Source organism: Halorubrum sp. (genome assembly GCF_046498025.1).
In the GTDB taxonomy this organism is placed as follows: domain Archaea; phylum Halobacteriota; class Halobacteria; order Halobacteriales; family Haloferacaceae; genus Halorubrum.
The window spans coordinates 128784-149495 of the sequence record NZ_JAWOBM010000017.1 but is presented as its reverse complement, the minus strand read 5'-3'; the positions used below and the strand labels follow the sequence as shown (position 1 = coordinate 149495).

21 protein-coding genes and 1 pseudogene are annotated in these 20712 nt (G+C 68.9%); 9 read left to right on the top strand and 13 right to left on the bottom strand.

From position 1 onward, the window contains the following. Nucleotides 1-40 precede the first annotated feature (40 nt). From R6U01_RS04255 to aglJ, 4 genes are all read right to left on the bottom strand, one after another. Nucleotides 41-775, bottom strand: coding sequence for a hypothetical protein (locus R6U01_RS04255; RefSeq protein ID WP_410285215.1), 735 nt, complete (start codon nucleotides 773-775; stop codon nucleotides 41-43). Between the two features lie 94 nt (nucleotides 776-869). Beyond that, nucleotides 870-2015: a cell division protein FtsZ gene (locus tag R6U01_RS04250; RefSeq protein WP_410285214.1), complete on the bottom strand. Its 1146-nt coding sequence runs from the start codon at nucleotides 2013-2015 to the stop codon at nucleotides 870-872. A gap of 105 nt (nucleotides 2016-2120) precedes the next feature. Further along, on the bottom strand, nucleotides 2121-3242 hold the full coding sequence (locus tag R6U01_RS04245) for an AI-2E family transporter (protein WP_410285213.1): 1122 nt from the start codon (nucleotides 3240-3242) through the stop codon (nucleotides 2121-2123). A gap of 89 nt (nucleotides 3243-3331) precedes the next feature. After that, nucleotides 3332-4315, bottom strand: coding sequence for an S-layer glycoprotein N-glycosyltransferase AglJ (gene aglJ, locus R6U01_RS04240; RefSeq protein ID WP_410285212.1), 984 nt, complete (start codon nucleotides 4313-4315; stop codon nucleotides 3332-3334). 185 nt (nucleotides 4316-4500) lie between these two features. On the opposite strand from aglJ, the gene R6U01_RS04235 reads away from it, so the two are divergent. The 8 genes from R6U01_RS04235 to R6U01_RS04200 all read left to right on the top strand — a co-directional run bounded on the left by R6U01_RS04235 (nucleotide 4501) and on the right by R6U01_RS04200 (nucleotide 10423). After that, the gene (locus R6U01_RS04235) at nucleotides 4501-4881 is read left to right on the top strand and encodes a hypothetical protein (protein WP_410285211.1); all 381 of its coding nucleotides are present in this window, start codon (nucleotides 4501-4503) and stop codon (nucleotides 4879-4881) included. Between the two features lie 412 nt (nucleotides 4882-5293). Then, the gene (locus tag R6U01_RS04230; RefSeq protein WP_410285210.1) at nucleotides 5294-6325 is read left to right on the top strand and encodes a PhoU domain-containing protein; all 1032 of its coding nucleotides are present in this window, start codon (nucleotides 5294-5296) and stop codon (nucleotides 6323-6325) included. A gap of 106 nt (nucleotides 6326-6431) precedes the next feature. Beyond that, nucleotides 6432-6614 carry a hypothetical protein gene (locus R6U01_RS04225; RefSeq protein WP_410285209.1) on the top strand — a complete coding sequence of 61 codons (183 nt, stop codon included), beginning with the start codon at nucleotides 6432-6434 and terminating at the stop codon, nucleotides 6612-6614. Between the two features lie 52 nt (nucleotides 6615-6666). Further along, entirely contained in the window at nucleotides 6667-6894 is a 228-nt protein-coding gene (locus R6U01_RS04220) for a hypothetical protein (RefSeq protein ID WP_007998354.1), read from the top strand. Nucleotides 6895-7002: 108 nt separating this feature from the next. Then, the gene (locus R6U01_RS04215) at nucleotides 7003-7431 is read left to right on the top strand and encodes a CoxG family protein (protein ID WP_410285208.1); all 429 of its coding nucleotides are present in this window, start codon (nucleotides 7003-7005) and stop codon (nucleotides 7429-7431) included. Then, complete coding sequence (locus R6U01_RS04210; RefSeq protein ID WP_410285207.1) at nucleotides 7428-8234, top strand: nitrilase-related carbon-nitrogen hydrolase; 807 nt, start codon at nucleotides 7428-7430, stop codon at nucleotides 8232-8234. The genes R6U01_RS04215 and R6U01_RS04210 overlap by 4 nt, the downstream gene beginning before the upstream one ends. 666 nt (nucleotides 8235-8900) lie before the next feature. Next, nucleotides 8901-9920 (top strand): presenilin family intramembrane aspartyl protease PSH, encoded by a 1020-nt coding sequence (locus tag R6U01_RS04205; protein WP_410285206.1) that lies wholly within the window; start codon nucleotides 8901-8903, stop codon nucleotides 9918-9920. Nucleotides 9921-9991: 71 nt separating this feature from the next. After that, nucleotides 9992-10423, top strand: coding sequence for a VOC family protein (locus R6U01_RS04200; protein ID WP_410285205.1), 432 nt, complete (start codon nucleotides 9992-9994; stop codon nucleotides 10421-10423). A 37-nt stretch (nucleotides 10424-10460) separates the two neighbouring features. Here the strand turns inward: R6U01_RS04200 and metG are convergent, their stop codons facing one another. The 9 genes and pseudogenes from metG to pyk form a co-directional block, all read right to left on the bottom strand. Further along, nucleotides 10461-12671 carry a methionine--tRNA ligase gene (gene metG / locus R6U01_RS04195; protein ID WP_410285204.1) on the bottom strand — a complete coding sequence of 737 codons (2211 nt, stop codon included), beginning with the start codon at nucleotides 12669-12671 and terminating at the stop codon, nucleotides 10461-10463. A gap of 156 nt (nucleotides 12672-12827) precedes the next feature. After that, nucleotides 12828-13280, bottom strand: a complete 453-nt coding sequence (locus R6U01_RS04190; protein WP_410285203.1) for a pyridoxamine 5'-phosphate oxidase family protein — start codon at nucleotides 13278-13280, stop codon at nucleotides 12828-12830. A gap of 81 nt (nucleotides 13281-13361) precedes the next feature. Continuing rightward, the gene (locus R6U01_RS04185; protein WP_410285202.1) at nucleotides 13362-14261 is read right to left on the bottom strand and encodes a thiamine-phosphate synthase family protein; all 900 of its coding nucleotides are present in this window, start codon (nucleotides 14259-14261) and stop codon (nucleotides 13362-13364) included. After that, a complete protein-coding gene (locus R6U01_RS04180; RefSeq protein WP_410285282.1) occupies nucleotides 14258-15967 on the bottom strand; it encodes a dCTP deaminase domain-containing protein in 1710 nt (569 codons plus the stop codon). The genes R6U01_RS04185 and R6U01_RS04180 overlap by 4 nt, the downstream gene beginning before the upstream one ends. Before the next feature lie 18 nt (nucleotides 15968-15985). Further along, a pseudogene (dcd, locus tag R6U01_RS04175) lies at nucleotides 15986-16339 on the bottom strand (dCTP deaminase); the annotation flags it as partial. Nucleotides 16340-16423: 84 nt separating this feature from the next. Continuing rightward, the gene (locus tag R6U01_RS04170; protein WP_410285201.1) at nucleotides 16424-17170 is read right to left on the bottom strand and encodes a Yip1 family protein; all 747 of its coding nucleotides are present in this window, start codon (nucleotides 17168-17170) and stop codon (nucleotides 16424-16426) included. 78 nt (nucleotides 17171-17248) lie between these two features. Further along, the gene (locus R6U01_RS04165; protein ID WP_410285200.1) at nucleotides 17249-17908 is read right to left on the bottom strand and encodes an NfeD family protein; all 660 of its coding nucleotides are present in this window, start codon (nucleotides 17906-17908) and stop codon (nucleotides 17249-17251) included. A 122-nt stretch (nucleotides 17909-18030) separates the two neighbouring features. Next, entirely contained in the window at nucleotides 18031-18276 is a 246-nt protein-coding gene (locus R6U01_RS04160; protein WP_410285199.1) for a hypothetical protein, read from the bottom strand. A gap of 102 nt (nucleotides 18277-18378) precedes the next feature. Beyond that, on the bottom strand, nucleotides 18379-20136 hold the full coding sequence (gene pyk, locus R6U01_RS04155; protein WP_410285198.1) for a pyruvate kinase: 1758 nt from the start codon (nucleotides 20134-20136) through the stop codon (nucleotides 18379-18381). Between the two features lie 147 nt (nucleotides 20137-20283). On the opposite strand from pyk, the gene R6U01_RS04150 reads away from it, so the two are divergent. Then, complete coding sequence (locus R6U01_RS04150) at nucleotides 20284-20667, top strand: FxLYD domain-containing protein (RefSeq protein ID WP_410285197.1); 384 nt, start codon at nucleotides 20284-20286, stop codon at nucleotides 20665-20667. The last annotated feature ends 45 nt before the right edge of the window (nucleotides 20668-20712 follow it).

The window sequence follows — 20712 nt, the reverse complement described above, 5'->3', positions numbered from 1 at the left end:
CACGATCGTGGGTTTTTCCGGTTACGAACGGCCGACGCGCCTACAGCTCGACGGTCGCGAGGTCGCTCTCTAGATCGGCGACGAACTCGTTGTACGCCTCGACGAACCCGCGGAACGGCTCCGCGTACTCGCGCACGTCTGCCGCCGAGGGCGCCTCGTACTGCGAGAGGAGGTAGAGCCCGCCGGAGCCGCCGACTCGGAGGTACGAGACGGTCCCTTCGTCCCACTTCAGCTCCCAGCGGTCGCCGTCGACGCGGGCGGTGTAGGTCCCGTAGTCGTCGCCCTCGTAACGGTGGATCTCGCCGGCCATGACGGTGCAGGCCTCTCGGACCGCGTCCAGCACGCGATCGCGCTCGGCGACGACCCCGTCGGTCGAGGCCGGCTCCGGGAACTCGGCGCTCACGCCGTCGAGGACGCCCGACAGCGACGCGACGTACTCGTTCCACGCGCCGACGAAGTTCGCGTAATCGCCGAGCGCGCCCGCCAGGTCGGACGGGTCGGGCGGTTGTTTCGTCGAGACGACGTACACGTCCGAGCCCGATTTCGGCGAGAACAGCAGGAACTCCAGCTCCCCGGCCTCGTGTTTGACGGTCCACGCGCCGCCCGGCGTCGGCAGCTCCCGCCGGCCGTAGTCGCCGCCCTGGAGCCTGGCGAGCTGGTAGGCGATCGTCCCGGCGTGGTCGCGGACCGCGGCGACGAGCTCGTCGCGCCGGTCGGCGACCGCGTCCGTGTCGCGCACGTCGAGGTCGAGTCCGAGGTCGGCGTGGGTGGTCACGGCCGAACTGGGCGCCTCAAGCGGTTAATCGATTCGGGTCAAGAGCGACCGGGCCGTCCGGCGGCCGGCGCGGGACACCCCCGGCCGACGACCGTCACGCGATCGACTCGCGGATCTCCCGGAGCCGCGCCGGCTCGTCGATCCCCGACCGCAACACCACGGCGAACACCGCCTCGGCGTCCGGGTCCGGCGCGTCGCCGCTCAGTATCGCGTCCGATCCGGTCTCCTCGGCGAGCCACCTCCGACCGTCGGCGATCGCCTGCCGGTTGAGCCACGACGGCGGCCCCCCGACCACGAGCAGCGTCCGGTCAGCGCGGCCCTCGGGGACCTCGACGGTCGACTTCCCGCGGGTCGCCTTCCGGATCGTCGTCTCGATCGCCGACACCGCGGCGCTTGTGTCGACCTCCGCGGGCTCGCCCGAGCCGAACAGCCCGAGCCCGAACCGCGATCCCGCCGCGGGCGCCTCGACCGCCTGCGTCGCGTGACCGATCGCCGCGACCTCCCCGTCGCCGCCCGCCGCGCGAGCGACGTCGCTCGCGTCCAGCACCTGCTGCGGGGTCGAGTCCCCGTCGCCCGCCTCGCCGGCCCCGAACAGCGCCGCGACGCGGTCGGCGACCGCGCCGTTCAACCGGTCCCGAGCGTCGTCGAGCGTCTCGCCGGGACGGAGCCACTCGGCGTTGTCGAACGGGAACAGCGCCGCGCAGTGGTCGGAGAGGGCGTCGAGCGTCCGGGCCGCGTTCTTCTCCGCGAGCGGGCGCTCGGGCTCGCGCTCGGCGGGGTCGGTCGCGCTCCCGCGGACGGGGTCGACCTCGCTGGCGGACGACTCCGCCGGCGTCGGGAGCAGGCCGACGGCGTACACAGGGGCGTCGTACAGCCGCGACAGCTCCTCGGCGAGCGCCGGCGCGACCCCGGCACCGGCGCCGCCGCCGAGACCGACGACGAGCACGAACGCCTCCGCGGTCGACGGCCTCTCGTCGTCCATGACTCGCCCGAGCTCGCTCGCGTGGGCGTCGCCGAGCCGCCGGGCGGCGTGGAGGTCGCCGTCGAGACCGCTCCCGTCGGCCGCGTCGCCGAAGCGGTACCGGCGCGACTCGTCGATCCGCCGGAGGGCGTCGATGGCCGCCGCGTCCGTGTCGAACGCGTTGATCCCCTGTAAGAAGCGGTCGTCGCCGTGATCGCCCGCGAGCCGGTCGGCGACCCGGCCTCCGGCGCCGCCGAGACCGATGACGTGCACACGCATACGTCACCCCGGTCGGCGAGCGGGGGCTTATCTCTTCGGCTCGGCGGCGCTGATATCTCTTCGACCCGGCGGCGCGGATGAACTCGCGTACCCGCGACCCGCCGGTCAGAACTCGTCGAGCCGCCGCTGTCCGCTGGGGACCGACGCGGCCCCCCTCTTGGCGCCGGTCTCGTCCGGGTCGCGGCCGAGCAGTCGGAGCAGCGCCGTGTCGGCGAACGTGAGCGCCAGCACCAACACGATGGGCGCGAGGAACAGCCCGTGGAAGCCGAAGACGACGGGTCCGAAGATGTACGCGAGCATGAGCAGCCCGACGTGGGTCGTCTTCCCGCTGAAGTACGGCCGGAGCAGGATGTCGGGGATCGTGTCCACGACGACCGCCACGACGACGAGGAACCCGGCGACGTAGGCGAGCAGCGCGAGGTCGTCGCCGAGGATCGTCGGGACCGAGGTCACCACCGCCAACGGGACGTACACGATCTTCATCCCGATCACCGGGATCAGGCTCGCGATCCCGGTGAGCGCGCCCGCGAGGGCCGGGTACGGGATCTCGACGCTCGGCGGCGCGACCACGTTGTACGCGGTGTACGTGATGACCGCGATGATGGAGATGGCGATGACGTTGAGCAGGTTTCCGTACAGCACCGCCTCCAGCTCGGCGTCGGCGGTTTCGAGGTACTCCCGAATCACCGCGTCGTCGTCGAGCGTGAGCAGCCAATCGTGGAGCTTCGACCCGTCGAGCAGCAGGTAGTACGTGACGACGACGACGATCAGGAGGTTGAGAACGAGCCCGGAGAGCGTGCTCGCCAGCAGCCCTGCCTGATCGGAGATGAACTCGATGAATGGGTCGAGCTGCCCGGAGCGGTACGCGGCGACGAACTCGTCGAGGGAAGGGTTCGAGAGCTCGGCCAAGTCACCGACCCACTCGGTGTCGGCGCCGATCGTCTCGGCCACCGGATACCGCTCGATGAACCGGCGCGCCTCGATCAGCACCAGCAGCACCGTGTACCCCAAGAGGCCGATCAGCGGGATCCCGATGAGCGACAGGGAGAGGACGGCCCGGACGCGGGCGGGGATCCGGAACCGGTCGAGCCGGTGGAAGAGCCGTCGCGTCGAGTAGTAGAGGAACACGGCGACCGTGAGCGGGGCGATGAACTGATAGCCGATGAATCCGACGACGAGCGCGACCGCGAGACCGAAGAGGGCGATGAGCAACCGCTTCTCGTCCATGGCAACTCGTTTCCGCGTATCGACATAAAGGGTGTGCTCGGGTCAGCGCGGTCGAGACCGGCTATCGCCGCGTTTCCCGTCGCTGGTTCTCAGTCGTCGTCGCCCTCGGTCGGCCGCTCGATGCCGCCCACGTCTCTCGATCCCTCTGCGTCGCGGTCTTCGAACGCCCGCTCGAGACGCGCCACCTGCTCGCGGTGGAGCGAGAGGATCATGTCCGCCAGCACGCCGAATATCAGCAGTTGGATACCGAGGATCGCCGCGCCGACGGCGCCGACGGTGATCACCTCGTGGGACACCCGGAACACGAACCACTCGTAGAGGACGTACGCGGTCATGACCGCGCCCGCCGCCGTCGACACCGCGCCGATGCTCCCGAAATAAAACAGGGGGTTGTTCGTCTTCGCCTTGCGGTAGAGTTCGAGGAAGATCACGCCGCCGTCGCGGATCGGGTGGAGGTTCGTCGCGGAGCCGCCGGGGCGCTCGCGGTAGGTGATCGGGACGACCGCGACCGGGATCTGTTGTTTCACGCACTCGACCGCCATCTCCGTCTCGATCCCGAACCCGTCGGCGGTGAGGTGGAGCCGGAGGAACGACTCACGGGTGAACGCCCGGTACCCGGAGAGGATGTCGCGGTACCCCTCGCCGTGGATAGCGTGGAACGCGAGGTTGATGATCCGGTTCCCGATCCGGTTCAGCCGGGTCATCGCTCCCGGACGCATGTCGGCGAACCGGTTCCCGATGACGTGGTCGGCCTCGCCGTCCAGCAGGGGTTCGAGCATCGCGTCGACGTCCGCCGCGTCGTACGTCGCGTCGGCGTCGGCCATCACGACGTACGGGGCGTCGATGTGGTCGCGCACCGCCTCGCGGACGGCCTGCCCCTTCCCGTGTGCGGACTGCACGACCACGCGAGCACCGGCCTCGCGGGCGGCCGCCCGCGTCCCGTCACCGGACCCGCCGTCGATCACGAGGACGTTCCCGATCCCGGCGTCGCGGAAGGCCTCGACGACGCGCGCGACCGTCTCGACCTCGTCCATCGTGGGCAGCAGGACGCAGACGTCGTCGTAGTCGCTCATGGCGGGTCGACGGCGGGGGAGTCCCTAAACTCTGCCCTTCCGGCGCAGAGGGCGAGATCGGACGGGCCGGACGAGCGCGGAGCGGACGAGCCGGCGACCGCTAGGCGTTCGGGCCGAGTCGTCGATCTCCCGTCGCATCTGCGACCACCCATACGCTCATGTATCCGACGACTGATCGTGGTACTATGTCGCACCCACCTGATCCTCACGTCGACGAGCTGCTCAGCGCGGCGCGAACGGCGACCGGCGACGAGCTCCGGAGCCTCACGTACTTTACCGACGATGGGGTCACGCAGCTGTACCTGCGCAGCGACCTGAGCCGGACCGCCGACCTCGTGGGGTTCGCGGAGAACGAGCGCCAGGGATTCCACTCGCAGTCGCTGTACGCCGAAACGCAGTTGGGCGACTACCTGTTCACCGTTCGCGTGTTCGAGAACGGGTATCTCACGCGCGTGATCGCCGGGGAACACGGCGTCTGGGTGACGACCGACTCGATGGAGATCGATCGGTTCGAGGAGCTCGCCAGCGCCCTCTCGTCGATCCTGGGATCGTTCGGCCCGGCGTGAAAGGACGCGTCGTCGGTCGCCGCCGGGTTCGGCCCCGCTCTCCGGTGGCGATATCCGTTCGGTCTCCGCTCTCCGGTGCCGAGGTCCGTTCGGTCTCCGCTCTCCGGTGCCGAGGTCCGTTCGGCCCTGCTCTCGTGACGTGTCTGGCGGCACCGATACTCGCCGCCGCCGTCATCTTCTCCTACCGATCGAGGCTCGTTCACCTCACCGCTGCGGCGTCCGGAACGCGGTTCCGTCGATCGTGCGCCTCGAACCGTTCCGGGACCCCCGCGTCGCTCTCCGCCTCGCCGGAAACGTCGAACGACTCCCCGGAAGTCGCCTCCGAGTTCGCGCCACAATCCCTTGTATATTCGACGAAGCGTATAATGAACATAGGAACAAGGTTAAGGTCTATCCCGCGATACTCTTCCGCATGGAAACGCGGAAGGTCCAGCGGCTGGGTCCGTCGACGCTGGCGATGACGCTCCCCGCCGAGTGGGCACAGGAACACGGCGTCAACAAGGGCGACGAGGTCTCGTTGCGGATGGGTGGAAAGGGGACGCTCACGGTCCTCCCGGAGTCGGTGAGCACGGAGGAGTCGGAGGCCGTCATCAACGCCGACGGGCTCGACGCCCGGTCCTTGGAGCGGGCCATCGTCGCGCAGTACGTGCTCGGGCGGCGCGTGATCCACGTCCGGAGCGAAGGGACCCTCGACAGCGAACACATCAACGCGGTTTATAAGGCCGAGACGCAGCTGATGGGGCTCGGCGTCATCGAGGAGACGCCGGAGGACATCTCCATCCGCTGTTCGGTCGACCCGGAGGACTTCACCCTCGACAACCTGCTCGAGCGGCTGGAGAACACGGGGTCGACGATGCGGGGCGAGGCGGTGAAGGCGCTCGCTCACGGGAACCCCGACCTCGCGCAGCGGGCGCTCAACCGCGAGCGGCAGGCGAACAAGATCTTCGTCCTCCTGCTGCGGCTCATCTTCACGGCGTACCAGAACCCGAACCTCGCCCGCGCGGTCGGTCTCGAGGAGGGATTCCCGCTCATCGGCTACCGGTCCGTGGCGAAGAACCTGGAGCTCACCGCCGACAACGCGGAGGACATCGCCGACATCGTGATGGAGGCCGACGGCCACACGCTCGACGTCGACAGCGCCACCATGCGCCAGATCCGCGAGTTCACCGATCAGGTGGACGACCTGACGGCGCTCGCGGTCAGGGCGGTGGTCGAGCGCGACTACGACCTCACCGTCGAGTGTCGCGACCTGTTCGCCCGGCTGGAGGACCGCGAGCAGGAGATCCTCGGCGAGCTCCCGGACGACCTCGACAACGGGACCCTGCTGATGACCCGCGAGGTGCTCGTCAGCCTCCAGCACACCGCCGAGTACGCGATGCGAAACGCCGAGATCGCGGCGAACCTCGCGCTCAACGAGGAGTCCGAACACGTCGAGATCATCTGAGAGGCCGTCTCGCCGTTCGCGCGTCCGTCGCGTGATGCATCACGCCCTTCGCATGATGCATCACGCCCTTCGCATGAACTAAGTAGTGGCCCGCGAAGCGTCGGGTATGAGCGAGGCATCCATCGAGTCGGACATGGAGATCGGCGTGGCGCTCGCGTTGGGGGCCGTCGCGCTCGTCGGGACGGCGCTGATGTTCGGGTACCCGTCGCAGCTCGGCCGCGCGTGGGGGTTCGCGGCGGCGTTCGTCTTCGCCACCTGTGCGGTCGTCGCCGTGCAGGTGTTCGACTGAGCGACCGGACGACGAGAAACCGTTAAGAACGTCAGACGCGTACGTAAGCGGTATGAGCGAGTACACCGAGGAGGAGCAGCGAATCCTCGCGTACCTCACGGACAGCGTCACCCGTGGCGAGCGGTACGTCCGCTCGAAGACGATCGCCGACGCCATCGGTCTCACGGCCAAGCAGGTGGGCTCGCGTCTCCCCAGACTCGCCGAGAAGTCCGACGACGTCGACATCGAAAAGTGGGGCCGGGCCCGGTCGACGACGTGGCGAGTGACACCCCAGGGCTGAGTCGGGCGTCGAACCGGAGACGCCCTCCGATCTGAACCGGCGTTCGGACCGCGGGACCGCCGCTGCCGACTCGCGTATTTTTAACCCTCGTGGCACCTACTGGGAAGTATGACCGTCCGAGTCTCCCGGACGTTCGAGTTCGAAGCGCCCCCGACGGACGTGTGGGCGTTCATCTCGGACGCCGAGAAGCGCGCCGGAGCGATCAGCGTGGTCGACACCTTCGAGGTCCACGACCAAAGACGTGCGACCTGGCACGTCGCGCTCCCGATCCCGATGATCCGCTCGACGATTTCCGTCGAGACGGAGGAAGTCGAACGCGACCCGCCGAACCGGGTGAAGTTCGTCGGCAAGTCGAAGGCGTTCCGGGTGACGGGCGAACACACGATCACCGAGACCGAGAGCGGGTGTCGGCTCGCCAACGAGTTCGTCGTCGACGGCCGCCTGCCGGGCGTCGAGTCCTTCTTCGAGCGGAACTTCGACGCGGAGCTCGACAACCTCGAGGACGCGCTCCGCGCCTCGCTCGGCCCCACGGCGTGAGAGTCGCCTGCGTCCAGCTCGGAGTCGAGGGGGGCGCCGTCGCGGCCAACGTCGACGGTGCGGTCGAGCGAGTCCGGGCGGCCGCCGCCGACGGTGCGGACCTCGTGGTCCTCCCGGAGCTGTTCGACGTCGGCTACTTCGCGTTCGACGCGTACGATCGCGCGGCGGAGAGCCTCGCCGGCGACCGGCTGTCGCGGCTGGCCGCGGTCGCGGCCGACGTCGACGTCACCCTCCTCGCGGGGACCGTCGTCGAGGACCTCGCGGCCTCCGCCGCCGACGGGATCGACGTCCCGGCGGCGGAGGGGCTCGCGAACGCGGCGGTCCTCTTCGACCGCGACGGGGAGCGCCGGCTCGTCTATCGCAAGCACCACCTGTTCGGCTACGGCTCCGAGGAGACCGACCGGATGGTCCCCGGCGAGCGGGTCCCGGTCGTCGACCTGGAGGGCGTGCGCGTCGGCGTCACGACGTGTTACGACCTCCGGTTCCCGGAGCAGTTCCGCGAGATGGTCGAAGCCGGCGTCGAGTGTGTGCTGGTGCCGAGCGCGTGGCCGTATCCGCGCGTGGAGCACTGGCGGACGCTCGGCCGGGCGCGGGCGATCGAGAATCTCGCGTACGTGGCGACCGTCAACGGGAGCGGGGCGTTCGACGGCGACGCGCTCTGCGGACGGACGACCGTCTACGACCCGTGGGGCACCACGCTCGCGTCCGCCGGCGAGGAGCCGACCACGGTGACCACCGAGGTCGATCCGGAGCGGGTCGCGGCGGTACGCGACGAGTTCCCGGCGCTGCGAGACCGGCGCTGACCGGCTCCCCCGAGCGTCGATCGAGCGACCTTGTGACCGCAGCGGCACACGCCGATCGCGGACCGTCTAGTTTATACCGGAGAAGCGACAAGGATACATTGCCGAAGTCCGACGCTTTTCTCGTTGGAGTTCGGTGACAACACCACGCGCCCGTCCCGACCACTCGGGCGGCGACGTCAACAGCCCGGGGGTCCGCTGTTCGGTCGCCGCCGCCCGCCTCCCGTCCACCTCTTCCCACCTTCGCCGCTTCTCCCTTCGCCGCGTCCCACCTTCGCCGCGTCCCACCTTCGCCGCGTCCCACCTTCGCCGCGTCCCACCTTCGCCGCGTCCCACCTTCGCCGCTTCCGCCGCTCCTCTCTCCCCTTCTCTCGACCACGACGGCCAGACGCGTCGCAGTCCCCCCGCCGTCTCCTATCGGCCGTGATAATTCGAGCGGTAGCTTCTTGTCCCGGATCTGACTGGCCGTACACGCCGCGGACGACCCCGCCGGCCCGTCCGCTTCGGGCGGGTCGGCCGGGCGCTCGCTTCCACCGTCCGTCGGCTCTCGGGTTCGGGTCCGACCCGCTCCCACATCGTACCCGAACCTCTTCTGCAGCACGCAGCAGACGCCCGGCGGCCGGTCCGAAGCGCAAGGACGAAACCCCCCGATCCCGAACGGTCGGTCGAATGTTCCCCCGCGAGTACCGCGGCGTCGCCTTCGTCGTCGGTCTGTTCCTGGCCGTCCAGCTCGGCGCGCTGGCGCTCGTCCCCGAGTTCGCCGAGAGCGGCTATCAGGCGGTCGAGAACCCGGACGACCCCACGAACAGCGTCGTGTACGTCCTCGCGATCCTCGTCATGACGACCCTGATGCTCGCGGCATTTAAATACAATTTCGACGGCGCGATCCGGCTCCTCATCGTCGGCGTCTCCGCGTGGCTCTCCTGGTACGTCTTCTCCGCGCTGGTGTCGCCGCTGGCGGCGGCCGTGCCGGCGGCGGCGGTCGGCGTCGGCCTCCTCGTCCACCCCGAGTGGTACGTGATCGACACGGCCGGGGTGCTGATGGGTGCCGGCGCGGCGGGGCTGTTCGGCATCTCGTTCGGGCTGCTCCCGGCGCTGATCCTGCTCGCCGTCCTCGCCGTCTACGACGCCGTCTCGGTGTACGGCACCGAACACATGCTGTCGCTCGCGGAGGGCGTGATGGACCTGAACATCCCCGTCGTCCTGGTGATCCCGCTGTCGCTGTCGTTCTCGCTTCTGGACGACGACGGGGAGGGCGAGAGCGACGGCGACGAGACCGAGGAGATCCGCGGCGACGACGTGGAAGAGAGCGAGAGGGTCGAAGAGAGCGAGGGCGCTGAGGAGAGCGGGGGCCCCGAGGTCTCGGACCCCACGCCGATCGAGGAGCGCGACGCGTTCTTCATCGGGCTCGGCGACGCCGTGATCCCGGCCGTGTTGGTCGCGAGCGCGGCGACGTTCTCCCCCGCGGCCGGGATCGCGGTCCCGCTGATCGGCATCAACCTCCCCGCGCTGCTCGCGATGGTCGGGAGCCTCGCCGGGCTCCTCGTGCTGATGAGTTGGGTGATCAAGGGCCGTCCCCACGCCGGGCTCCCGCTGTTGAACGGCGGCGCCATCGGCGGCTACCTGATCGGCTCCGTCGTCGCCGGCGTCCCGCTCGCGGAGGCGATGGGCCTCGCGGCGTTCCTCTGAACGCTCACAGACGGGGGTCGCCGCGGCCGCCGGTCGACACGGTTTTGCAACGGGTCGCCGTCGGTCGAGTCATGTCCGATCCGACTCCGCATCACGTCGGCGTCACCGTCTCAGACCTCGACCGCGCCGTCGACTTCTACACCGAGACGTTCGGCCTGACCGTCGCCGCCGAGTTCGCCGTGGGCGGCGAGGCGTTCGCGGACGCCGTCGACGTCGACGACGCGTCGGCCGACTTCGCGCACCTGGTCGCCGACGGGGGGGGCTCCGAGACGATCGTGGAACTCGTCGCGTACGAGCCCGAAGGCGAGCCGACGCCCGATTCGGAACTCGATCGACCGGGCGCGATCCACCTCGGGCTCTCCGTCGACGACGTGGAGGAATTCTATCTGACCCTCGAGGACGACGTGCGAACGCTCAGCGAGCCGCGCACGACCGAGAGCGGCACCACGATCCTGTTCGTCGTCGATCCAGACGGGAACCTGATCGAGGTGCTGGACGCCTGAGGCCGATCGCGATGGAGTCGGCGCCGCGCTCGACGCCTCACTTCACCTTCGTGCCCGGACCGGCGTCCTCGTAGGTAGTGAGGAGGTCGGCCTCGTCGCCGGCGGCGAGCACCATTCCGTTCGACTCGACGCCGAACAGCTCCGCCTTCTCCATGTTGGCGAGCACCACGACCTTCGTCCCGGGCAGGTCGTCGACGTCGTGGAGTCGCTTGAGCCCGGCGACGATCGTTCGGGTCTCCGCGCCGAGGTCGACGCGGAGCTTCAGGAGGTCGTCGGCGCCCTCGATCCCTTCTGCGTCCTCGATCCGGCCGATCCGGATGTCCAGTTCCTGGAACTCGTCGAAGCTGATGCGGTCGTCGCTGATGGGTTCGATGTCGGTCATGTCGGTGGTGTCATCCGTGGGTTCGATGTCGGTCATGTCGGTGGTGTCGTCCGTGGTAGTGTCGCCCGCGTCTGCGCGGGTAGCGTCTTCATCTGCGCCTTCTCCCTCGTCGCCGTCGGCCGCCTCGGCCTCCGCGACCCGGGACTCCAGCTTCTCGTTCAGCGCCTCGACGCGCTCGTCTTCGATCTGCTCGAACAGCTCGGTCGGCTCCGCCAGATCGCCCGTCGGCCCCTCGCGCGCGGCGTCGACGGTGACCTCGTGGACCGAGCCGGCCTCGCCGAGCTGGTCCCACAGGCGCTCGCACTTCTCCGGGGCGATCGGCTCGAAGAGGACCGCGATCGCCTTCGCGATCGCGACGCAGTCGTGGATCACCTGCGCGGCCTCGTCCGGGTCCTCGTCGACGAGCTTCCACGGCTCGCTGCGCTGGATGTACTCGTTGCCGAACCGCGCGAGCCCGGTCACGGCGTCGCCGAGCGCCCGCACGGAGTAGTCGTTGACCGCGGCCTCGACGTCGGCGATCGCCTCGTCGATCCGCTCTTCGACCTCCTCGCTCGTCGCGTCCGCGATGGGCGCGTCCTCGTAATTCCGGTGGGCGAAGAGGAGCGAGCGGTAGAGGAAGTTGCCGACGGTCCCCACCAGTTCCGTGTTGACGCGGTCGCGGAACTTCTCCCACGAGAAGTCGACGTCCTGCTGGAAGCCGCCGTTCGTCGCGAGGTAGTAGCGCAGCGGGTCGGGGTGGAACCCTTCCTCTAAGTACTCGTCGGCCCAGACGGCGCGGTCGCGACTCGTGGAAAAGCCCTTCCCGCCGAGGGTGACGAAGCCGCTCGCCATCACCGCGCGCGGCTCGGTGTGGCCCGTCGCCTCCAGCATCGCGGGCCAGAAGATCGTGTGGTGCTGGATGATGTCGCGGCCGATCACGTGGACGATCTCGCCGCCCTCGGGGTGGTCGTCGCTCGCGCCCTCCTTCCACGCGGCCTCCCAGTCGAAGGCGTCGGCGCCGACGCGCTCTGTGTACTGTTTCGTCGAGGAGATGTACTCGATCGGGGCGTCGACCCAGACGTATAAAACGAGGTCGTGGTCGGCGGTTTCACCGCCTCCCCGAGGCGACTCCGTCGCCTCGCCACCCGGATAATCGATCCCCCAGTCCATGTCGCGGGTGATACACCAGTCCTGGAGCCCCTGTTCGATCCACTCGCGGGGCTGGTTCCGGGCGTTCGAGGTGCCCTCCAGCCGGTCGAGGAAGCCGGAGAGGTACTCGGAGAACTCGGAGACCTCGAAGAACTTGTGGGTGCGCTCGCGGTACTCGGCGGGGTTGCCGGTGATCGTCGAGACGGGGTCCTCGACCTCGCCGGGCTCGAGGTGGCGCTGGCACCCCTCGTCGCACTCGTCCCCGCGGGCGTGCGCGCCGCAGTAGGGGCACGTCCCCTCGACGTACCGGTCGGGGAGGTACTGGTCGTCGACCGGGTCGTACGCGACCATGATCTCCTTCTCGTAGACGTGGCCGGCGTCCTCCAGGTCGCGGACGAGCTCCTGGGTGACCGCGGTGTTCGTCTCGTCGTGCGTGTGGCCGTAGTTGTCGAACTCGACGTTGAACTTCGGGAACGTCTCGGCGTACCGCTCGTGCCAGTCGAGCGCGAACGCCTCGGGGGAGACGCCCTCCTGCTCGGCGTTGACCGCGACGGGCGTCCCGTGCATGTCCGAGCCGGAGACGAACGCGGTCTCCTGTCCGAGTCGTTCGAGCGCGCGGCTGTACACGTCGCCGCCGACATAGGTGCGCAGGTGGCCGATGTGGAGGTCGCCGTTGGCGTACGGCAGTCCACAGGTCACCACCGCCGGGTCGTCGGTGGGGAAGTCCTCGTGGCTCATGTGGTGTGTGTATCGAGTTGTGGTGGATACGGGCCTAAAGCCCGCTGATTTTCGGGTGCGATCGAGACGGGTCGCTCTCGGCGGTCGCAAGGGTGTCGGATCGTTCGAACGAGGTTCGCACGCGTCCGCTCGGCGGCGACCCCGGAAGGACGCGTCTCAGGGGTCCATCGACCGTTCGGCGCGGCCGGTGAGCCGGTCCGGATCGAGCCGGTAAAACCGGAACTCCACTTGACTCGTCGGCTTGCCGAAGACGTCGACTATCGGTATCTGCTTCGTCCGTTCGAGCCCGGCGAGCGACTCCGTGGAGAGGGACTCGTCGGTCGTCGACACCAACCGACCGCGCGCCACCACGCTCTTCCACCGCCCGTCGCGCTCCCCGTAGGTGACGAACGTGGTTCCCCGATCGGTGGGGTTCGCCTTTCCGCTCTCTTCCCCGACGGCGAGCCGGAAGTAAAACACCTCCTCGACCGGGTCGTACCCGTACGACACCGGGACCGAGTGCGGGGGGTCGTCGCCGGGCGTCGACAGGGAGAGCACTCCCGTCCCCGAGCGCCCGAGGAATTCGTCGCGCTCGTCGTCCGCCATCTGAACCGGGTCTGGACCCGTCATACGTGACATTGGAGGGGCATGATAATGAATGCCTGCCACGGACGGCGGGGGAGCGGACCGCGACGGTCCGTCGCGCCTCGCCTACACGATCTCGCGGACGATCCCGGCCGCCTCCGCCGCGGTCGGTGCGAGGACGTACACGATCGGCTCGATGCCGACCGCACCGGTCTGGTAGAGGACGAGCGCGTCGGTCGGATCGGTGCTCGCGACCGCGTCGGCGACCGCCTCGCGAGTCGGGCGTTCGGCGTCGAACTCGACGGTCGGGTGCGACGCGGCGAGCGCCTCGACGGTGTCGGGGTCGTACCGGACGTTCACGGCGCCGCGGGCGCTCGACCCGGCCTCGCGGGCGGCGAGCAGCACCGTCGCGACGTGCTCGCTCACGCCGAACTCGGGCTCGCCGGGGACCATGGCCCGTCCCTTCACGTCGACGAGGCGCCCCGGCACCGCGGCGACGTCGTCGATGGTCCGGGCGTCGTCGAGGCACTCAGCGACGTTGGCGCCGACGTTCGGGATGAGCGCGGCGAAGCCGGAGGCGTTCGTCAGGGTGCGGAGCCCGCGCCGCACCGAGCCGAGGACGCGCTCGCGCTCGCGGAGTCCGCTGTCCGGGTCGTGGACCGAGAACTCCACGTCGGCGTCGGCGAGCGCGGGCATCGCCTCCTCGTGGAGGTCCGCGAGCAGGTCTCCCTCCTCCAACCGCCGGATCAGCACTTCGATCTCGACGAGCGCGGCGACGGGGCTGAGGTCGCCCGCGGCGAGCCCCTCCCCCACGCGCTCGACGAGTTCGCGGACGCGGTCGTCGGCGACGATCCGCTCGTGGCGCGCGACGTCGCCGTGGGCGTACTTCGAGACGGCCGACTGAGAGATGCCCAGCGCGTCGGCGACCTCCCGCTGCGTGAGGCCGCGGTCGCGGAGGTCCTCCGCCAGCATCGAGCGGACCGTGGGGAGGAACTCGTCGACGACGACCTCCTCGATGAATCTCATGTCCGGTCTCCTGCCGCTCCGCCGCCGTCGCCGGCCCGCGGAGTCTCACCGTCGCCGTCGAACTCCGGATCGTCGCCGATCCGGGACGCCTGCGGGCCGTCCTGGTCCTGGTACTTCGAGCCGCGCTCCGCGCCGTACGGGCGGTCGGCGGGCGATTTCAGTTCCGTGAAGGTGAGCTGGGAGACGCGCATCCCCGGCGAGAGCGCGACGGGCGCGGTGCCGAGGTTCGACAGTTCGAGCGTGATCTGACCTTTATAACCGGGGTCGCACAAGCCGGCGGTGTTCGACAGGAACACACCTCCTTTCCCGCCGAGGAAATTCTCTATGGTTCTGCCGTTAGGCTGAACTTCCAAGTCGTACGTGGGTTCGACACGGTCTGTCTCTTCGACTTCGACGACTTCCTCGAATCGAACGTCTTCACGAAGGATCTGATCGAGACGCCGCGTATTAGCACCGTTATCAGTATATATCTCGTGGAACCGCCGGAGCGTCTCACGTTTGACGGTATCGTACTGCTCATTCTCAACGTTTGAGATACTCGATTTCGACGAGTATCCCATCGCATCGGCGGCCTCGCTCATCGTCAATCCGGTCTCTTTCCGCAATTTGTGTAGCAGTTTGCTCGGAACTGGGACGTACTGACCGCGTTTGTGTGGATCAGTTGCGGTATCGACGGCGTGTTCAGTCCCGCTTGTCGTGACGTCGCTCATGGGGATGTAGGTCTCGCGCTCTCTGGAGTAGGTGGAACTGTGCAGTCCGAGCCGAGCAGCCAGATACATCGCACCGTCGGCGAGCGAATCGTTCGACGTGTACAGCGTATCCCTCGACTCTCGACGACAACCATCGCCGTCGAGGAGTCCCTCGTGCAGTCCGCGAAGTACCTCGGTTGGCCAGTTCCACGCTCGGTCCGGGATATCCTTCTCGCTTCCAGACCCGGCGAGTTCACGGATGACCTTCGACCACAGCGCCGAACATACCGTGAGTCGCTCGACGCCATTATCATCTTCTCGTCGGTGAATACTGGCGTCGTGTCCCTCGAACCACTCTTTGACCCGGTCGAGAAACGTGTTGTCCTTGTTTCCGAACTGGACCTGCTTCCGCCGGGCGGAACCCTCGGCGATGTAAAATCCGAGTACCCAACCGAACTCTGGGGTCAATTCGAGATTGCGGGACAGTCGGTAATCGCTCTGCTTGAACGCGATGTCCGCTTTTTCGGGAGCAGCCGCACTAGAGACACACGATAGCGGTGCCGCATTTCGCGAGTCGTAATGATGCCGTGACGGCTCCGCCACGTCGTCGGTCCAGACAACGTCTCCTATCCCGTCCGACGCGTACGCAATAACTTCGTCATCCCCTTCTAGCAGTGAGAGCAGATCGAGGGAGGATTCCTCCGTCGGAGATGCGGGAAGAACTCCCGGAACCATCACATGGGACCCTTCCGCGTCCTCGCTGGCTATTCGCGTAACACCGCCGTCCGCGTTGAGGGTGAACAGATTGTGATCTTTCGTCACTAACACCTCTCGCCCTGACTCGAGGGTGACGCGGTAGATCTGTTTTGTCGGATTCGTAATATAATCTGTCACGCGGTGTGTTCTCACTGTCAACGTCTCCGGGTCAAATGCGACCGCCCTTGCCGGTCGTTCGTTTTCGACGATATCGCCGATCTCGTAGAATCCGAACCCCTCGTCCGGCGTCCACAGGAACACCGTTTCGTCGTGCGGCAACGAGGCGTGGACGACGATCGCGAGCCGTCCGAGCGACGAGCGCCCCTCGACGTGCGCGACGAGGTCGTCGGGGATCTCGACGCGCTCCGTCGTCGTCCCGAGCACGAAGTCGCCGGGGTGGAGGATGAACTCGTCGCCCTCCGCGACGGTCGTCTCCGTGACGTACTCGCCGACCTCGTCGGCCTCGGTCGGGTGGATGCAGGGGATGTTGGTGCGCTGGAACTCCAGGAAGCGCTCGCCGAGCCGGAGGTCGACACTCGCGGGCTGGACCTGCTGGTCGACGTCGCCGAGCGGCTCGACCACGAGGTCCCCGTCCGCGAGCCGGTCGAGGATGTCCGCGTCCGACAGGATCATGTCGGGAGACGGTACTCGGTCGTCTTAAAAACTCCCGAATGCGTCGAGGAGCCTCGCGCGGGTCGTCGACGACCGGGCCCGTCCCTACACCGCCGCGAGCAGGAACACGAGGACGGCGAACGCGCCGGCGACCGTTCCCGCGGTCCCGCGGTCCAGGCCGTGGACCGCCTCCAGCCCGCCGGCGACGATCACCCACTGGATCGCGACGACGAGCGCCGAGACGGCGAGCAGGGGCGCGTCCATCGCCCCGATCGCGGCGACGATCTGGTTCGCGATCGCCTCGACGGTCTCGCCGTCGACCGTCGCCGTCGCGAGCGCGTACCAGATCGCGGCGAGCCCGGCGGCAAGTCGGATCACCTCCGGAACGAGCGCCCACGCCGCGATCGCGAACGAGTCGCCCACGGACCCGCTCCCGCCGGCCAGGCGCGCGCCGCCGTGGAGCGCGAGCGCGAAGATCGCCCACCAGATCGGCACTCCGAACAGGCCGTACCCGGCGTAGTCGCCGGTCGCGCGGCGCAGTTCCTCGCCGACGTCGACGTCGATCCGTTCGGGCCGGTCGCAGCGCTCGCCGATCAACGAGTCGTCGTCGCCGAACGACTCGCAGGTGGCCTCCGGCGGGCGGTCGGGGTTGTCGACGGTGACCTCCCGGTCGATCGTGGCGTCGAAGGCCACGCCGAGCGCGAGGACCCCGGCGACCGTCGCGGCGGTGACGAACAGGACGAGTCCGACCGCGACCGCGCCCGAGCGCGGTCGATCCCGCTCGAAGTGGCGGCGAGCGCCGTCGAGGAGCGAACCGACGCCTTCGGCGAGGGCGGCGAACGGGGAGGGCATGGCCGTGGGATCCGGGGGACGAAACAAGTGTCTTGTCCGTCCCGCCGGTTCGGAGCGCGGTCGCTCCCCGCGAGCGGGTCACTCGCGTTCGGTCTCAGTCTCGGCCTCGCGCTCTCCGTCCGTCTCGTCGTCGTCGCGCTCGGAATCCCCCTCGGCTGCGGCCTCCATGGCCTCTTTCCGGGCGCGGTCCGCCGCGAGCTCCCTGTCGATGTCGTCCTCGACGTATCCCATCGACTCCACGGTGACGACGTTACCGCCGCCGGGGTCGACGACCATCACCTCCTGGCCCTCCTCGATCTCGCCCTCGATCGAGCGGGCGGAGTAGTAGGGGTTGAAGCCGCCGCCGGTCAGCTTCACCTCGCCGCCCGAGGTCGTCACCGTCTCGGTGACGGTGCCGGTCTTGCCCTTCAGCGCGTCGCTGTCGCTGGTCTGTTGCTGGCCTTTCCCGCCGTACAGGTCGAACTCGTGGTAACCGTAGAAGGCGACCGCGCCGAAGACGAGCGTCAACAGGGCCAAGATGACGGTGAGCACCGCCCCCGTGACGCCGAGCGACGCCAGGAGGAGCCCGCCGAGCCCCGCCCCGATCAGCGCGATACCGACGACGATGAAGTTCGCGCCCGGGGCGAGCGCCTCCGCCATCGAGAGCAGCAGGCCGACCGTCAACAGCAGGAGGGGGAGCGTGTCCGGACTGAGCAGTCCGGACTGGAGGAGCGACCCGGACCACGAGAGCAGATCCATGTTCGGACGTACGGCCGCGTCGGTATAAGTGGTGTGCGAGCCCAGGATATCGGGGGCTCAGGTACCCGGCGCGACGCCCGCGAGTCGGCGTCGACTCAGAAGCCGAACAACAGCACGCCGACTCAGAAGCCGAACAACAGCACGCCGACCGTGACCGCGACGCCGAGCACGACGAACACGGCGTTCTCGACGTCGATCGATCCGGGCTCGATCGGCTCGTCCTCGGGGGTACCGGTGTCCTCCGTGATACCGTCCGGCCCGACGTCGTCGACGGCGAACCGCCACTGGCGCTCCTCACCGCCGTCGGCGCTTCGGGTCTCGTTCGCCCGACTTCGCGTGTTGCCGTCGGCGTCGTCGTCGGTTCCCATACCCGCCGGTAGGCGCGTCGGTGGTAAATGGCTGGCGGGTGGGACAGCGGCGCGTCGGCGGGGCCTGCACTCGCCCGAGGCGCGCACCGCTGGCGCGCGCGATTACCGCTGGCTCGCCGCCGCGATCACGTCGCCGTCGTAGACGATGCCGCGCTCGCCGTCGAGCGTGATCACGGTCCCGTCTGCGACGCTCTCTGGGAGCGTCGCGCCGGAGACCATCGGGACGCCGAGTTCGCGGGCCACGACCGCGGGATAGCCGGTCATCCCCTCGCGGGCGTCGATGATCCCCGCCATCGCGTCGAGGTCGCCCGAGAACTCGCCCTCGAAGCCGGGGCCGAGCGCGACGATCGACCCCTCGGGGATCTCGCTCAGGTCGCCGTCGTCGGTCCGGTGGACGGGGGCGGCGACGCGGCCCGCGACGGCCGCCTTCCCGGTCACGAGCGTCTCGGCCGCGACGTGGACCTTCAGCGTGTTGGTCGTGTTCGTCCCCTCTAACTCCGTCAGCATCCCGGAGAGCACGACCAGGGTGTCGCCGGAGGACGCGCCGCCGGTGTCGAGCGCGGCGTCGACCGCGTTGTCGAGGATCGTCTCCATGTCGTGGGCGTACTCCGTCAGCACCGGACGAACGCCCCAGGAGAGCGCGAGCTGTCGTCGGACGCGGTCGTCTGGCGTGGTCGCGACCACGGGGACGCCCGGGCGGAACATCGCCGTCTTGCGGGCCGTGAAGCCGGACTCAGACACCGCGACCACGGTCGACGCGCCGAGGTCGCGCGCGAGGTAGCGGGCCGAGCGCGCCAGCGCCTCGGTTCGAGAGCCCTCGGCGGCGGCCGGAACGCGCTGCTCGCGCGTCTCCGCGTACTCGTCGCTGGACTCGACCTGTCGGACGATCCGATTCATCGTCTCCACCACGTTCACCGGGTCGTCGCCGATCGCGGTCTCGCCCGAGAGCATCACCGCGTCCGTGCCGTCGAGGACCGCGTTGGCGACGTCCGAGGCCTCGGCCCGGGTCGGCCGCCGCGAGTGGACCATCGAGTCGAGCATCTCCGTCGCGGTGATGACCGGAACGCCGGCGTTGACGCATTTCCGGATGATCCGCTTTTGAATGACGGGCACGACCTCCAGCGGGCACTCGACGCCGAGGTCGCCGCGCGCGACCATCACGCCGTCCGCCGCGTCGACGATGCCGTCGAGGTTATCGACCGCGCCGGCCCGCTCGATCTTCGCGACGACGGGGATGTCGTCGCCCCCGCGCTCCTCCAGCTCGTCGGCGATCCGGTAGACGTCGTCGGCGCCGCGCACGAAGGAGGCCGCGACGAAGTCCGCGTTCGCCCGGACGGCCAGGTCGAGCTCGTCCTCGTCCGCCGGCGTGATCAGGTCGACGTCGATGGCGACCCCCGGGAGGTTGACGCCCTTACGCGAGCTGAGCTTCCCGCCGGAGACGACGGTGGCGACGACCGACTCGCCGTCGACCCGCTCGACGCGGCACTCGATCCGCCCGTCGTCGAGGAGGACCGTGTCGCCCGGCCCCGCGGTCGCGATGGAGTGGGTGAGCCCCACGCGGTCGGGCGTGGCGTCGTCGCCCTCGACGAAGGTCAGCTCGGAGTCCGTCGCGAGCGAGATGGGCTCCTCGAGCTCGGCGGTACGGACCTCTGGGCCCTTCAGGTCGACCATCACCGCGAGCGGGTCGTCGACCGCGTCGTCGACCGCGCGAGCCCGCTCGATGACCTTCTCGCGGTGGGCCGTCGTCCCGTGGCTGGCGTTCAGCCGGACGACGGACATCCCCGCGTCTGCGAGCGCGCGGATCGTGTCCCGGTCGTCCGACGCGGGACCGATCGTACAGACGATTTTGGCGTTGCGCATACCGCCGGATTCGGCGGAGGGGCGCAAAAAGGCACACGGTTGAGTCGGAGTCGAGTGAACGTTCGTGACCGATGTGCCAGCGCTGGGGTCGCAATCGGCGCCGATAACTACCGTTTTATTTCCCTCCACTCCTGAGAGCCGTAACAGATGCGCCGCCGCCGTCTCCTCGCCGCGGTCGCGGGCGCCACGTCGGTCGCCACCGCCGGGTGTAGCGACGACTCGGACGAGGAGATATTGGAGCCGCGGGCGGAGGTCGTCAGCAGCGAACTCGTGCGCGAACACGAGGGGACCGACGACGAGTCGGTCGCCGTCGAGGGCGTCATCGAGCGGACCAGCGACGAGGAGATCACGTACCTCGAGGTCCGGGTCCGCTTTTTCGACGCGGACGACGAGCTGTTGGACACGACCATCGAACAGGTGTCGGACATCGACGACGGCGACCGCTGGGAGTTCTCCGTCATGTTTCCCGACGTCGGTGAGCGCGCGGCGCTCGTCGACGACCACGAGGCCGAAGTCGTCAGGAATCCCTAACATGGACCGTACCGCCACCGACGACGGAACCCGCTCGCACCGCGG

Coding starts and splice junctions, on each gene's coding strand:
- R6U01_RS04250 (WP_410285214.1), bottom strand. CDS start 2,015: ATGCGTGTGCACGTCATCGGTCTCGGCGGCGCCGGAGGCCGGGTCGCC.
- R6U01_RS04245 (WP_410285213.1), bottom strand. CDS start 3,242: ATGGACGAGAAGCGGTTGCTCATCGCCCTCTTCGGTCTCGCGGTCGCG.
- aglJ (WP_410285212.1), bottom strand. CDS start 4,315: ATGAGCGACTACGACGACGTCTGCGTCCTGCTGCCCACGATGGACGAG.
- R6U01_RS04235 (WP_410285211.1), top strand. CDS start 4,501: ATGTCGCACCCACCTGATCCTCACGTCGACGAGCTGCTCAGCGCGGCG.
- R6U01_RS04230 (WP_410285210.1), top strand. CDS start 5,294: ATGGAAACGCGGAAGGTCCAGCGGCTGGGTCCGTCGACGCTGGCGATG.
- R6U01_RS04225 (WP_410285209.1), top strand. CDS start 6,432: ATGAGCGAGGCATCCATCGAGTCGGACATGGAGATCGGCGTGGCGCTC.
- R6U01_RS04220 (WP_007998354.1), top strand. CDS start 6,667: ATGAGCGAGTACACCGAGGAGGAGCAGCGAATCCTCGCGTACCTCACG.
- R6U01_RS04215 (WP_410285208.1), top strand. CDS start 7,003: ATGACCGTCCGAGTCTCCCGGACGTTCGAGTTCGAAGCGCCCCCGACG.
- R6U01_RS04205 (WP_410285206.1), top strand. CDS start 8,901: ATGTTCCCCCGCGAGTACCGCGGCGTCGCCTTCGTCGTCGGTCTGTTC.
- R6U01_RS04200 (WP_410285205.1), top strand. CDS start 9,992: ATGTCCGATCCGACTCCGCATCACGTCGGCGTCACCGTCTCAGACCTC.
- metG (WP_410285204.1), bottom strand. CDS start 12,671: ATGAGCCACGAGGACTTCCCCACCGACGACCCGGCGGTGGTGACCTGT.
- R6U01_RS04190 (WP_410285203.1), bottom strand. CDS start 13,280: ATGACGGGTCCAGACCCGGTTCAGATGGCGGACGACGAGCGCGACGAA.
- R6U01_RS04185 (WP_410285202.1), bottom strand. CDS start 14,261: ATGAGATTCATCGAGGAGGTCGTCGTCGACGAGTTCCTCCCCACGGTC.
- R6U01_RS04170 (WP_410285201.1), bottom strand. CDS start 17,170: ATGCCCTCCCCGTTCGCCGCCCTCGCCGAAGGCGTCGGTTCGCTCCTC.
- R6U01_RS04165 (WP_410285200.1), bottom strand. CDS start 17,908: ATGGATCTGCTCTCGTGGTCCGGGTCGCTCCTCCAGTCCGGACTGCTC.
- R6U01_RS04160 (WP_410285199.1), bottom strand. CDS start 18,276: ATGGGAACCGACGACGACGCCGACGGCAACACGCGAAGTCGGGCGAAC.
- pyk (WP_410285198.1), bottom strand. CDS start 20,136: ATGCGCAACGCCAAAATCGTCTGTACGATCGGTCCCGCGTCGGACGAC.
- R6U01_RS04150 (WP_410285197.1), top strand. CDS start 20,284: ATGCGCCGCCGCCGTCTCCTCGCCGCGGTCGCGGGCGCCACGTCGGTC.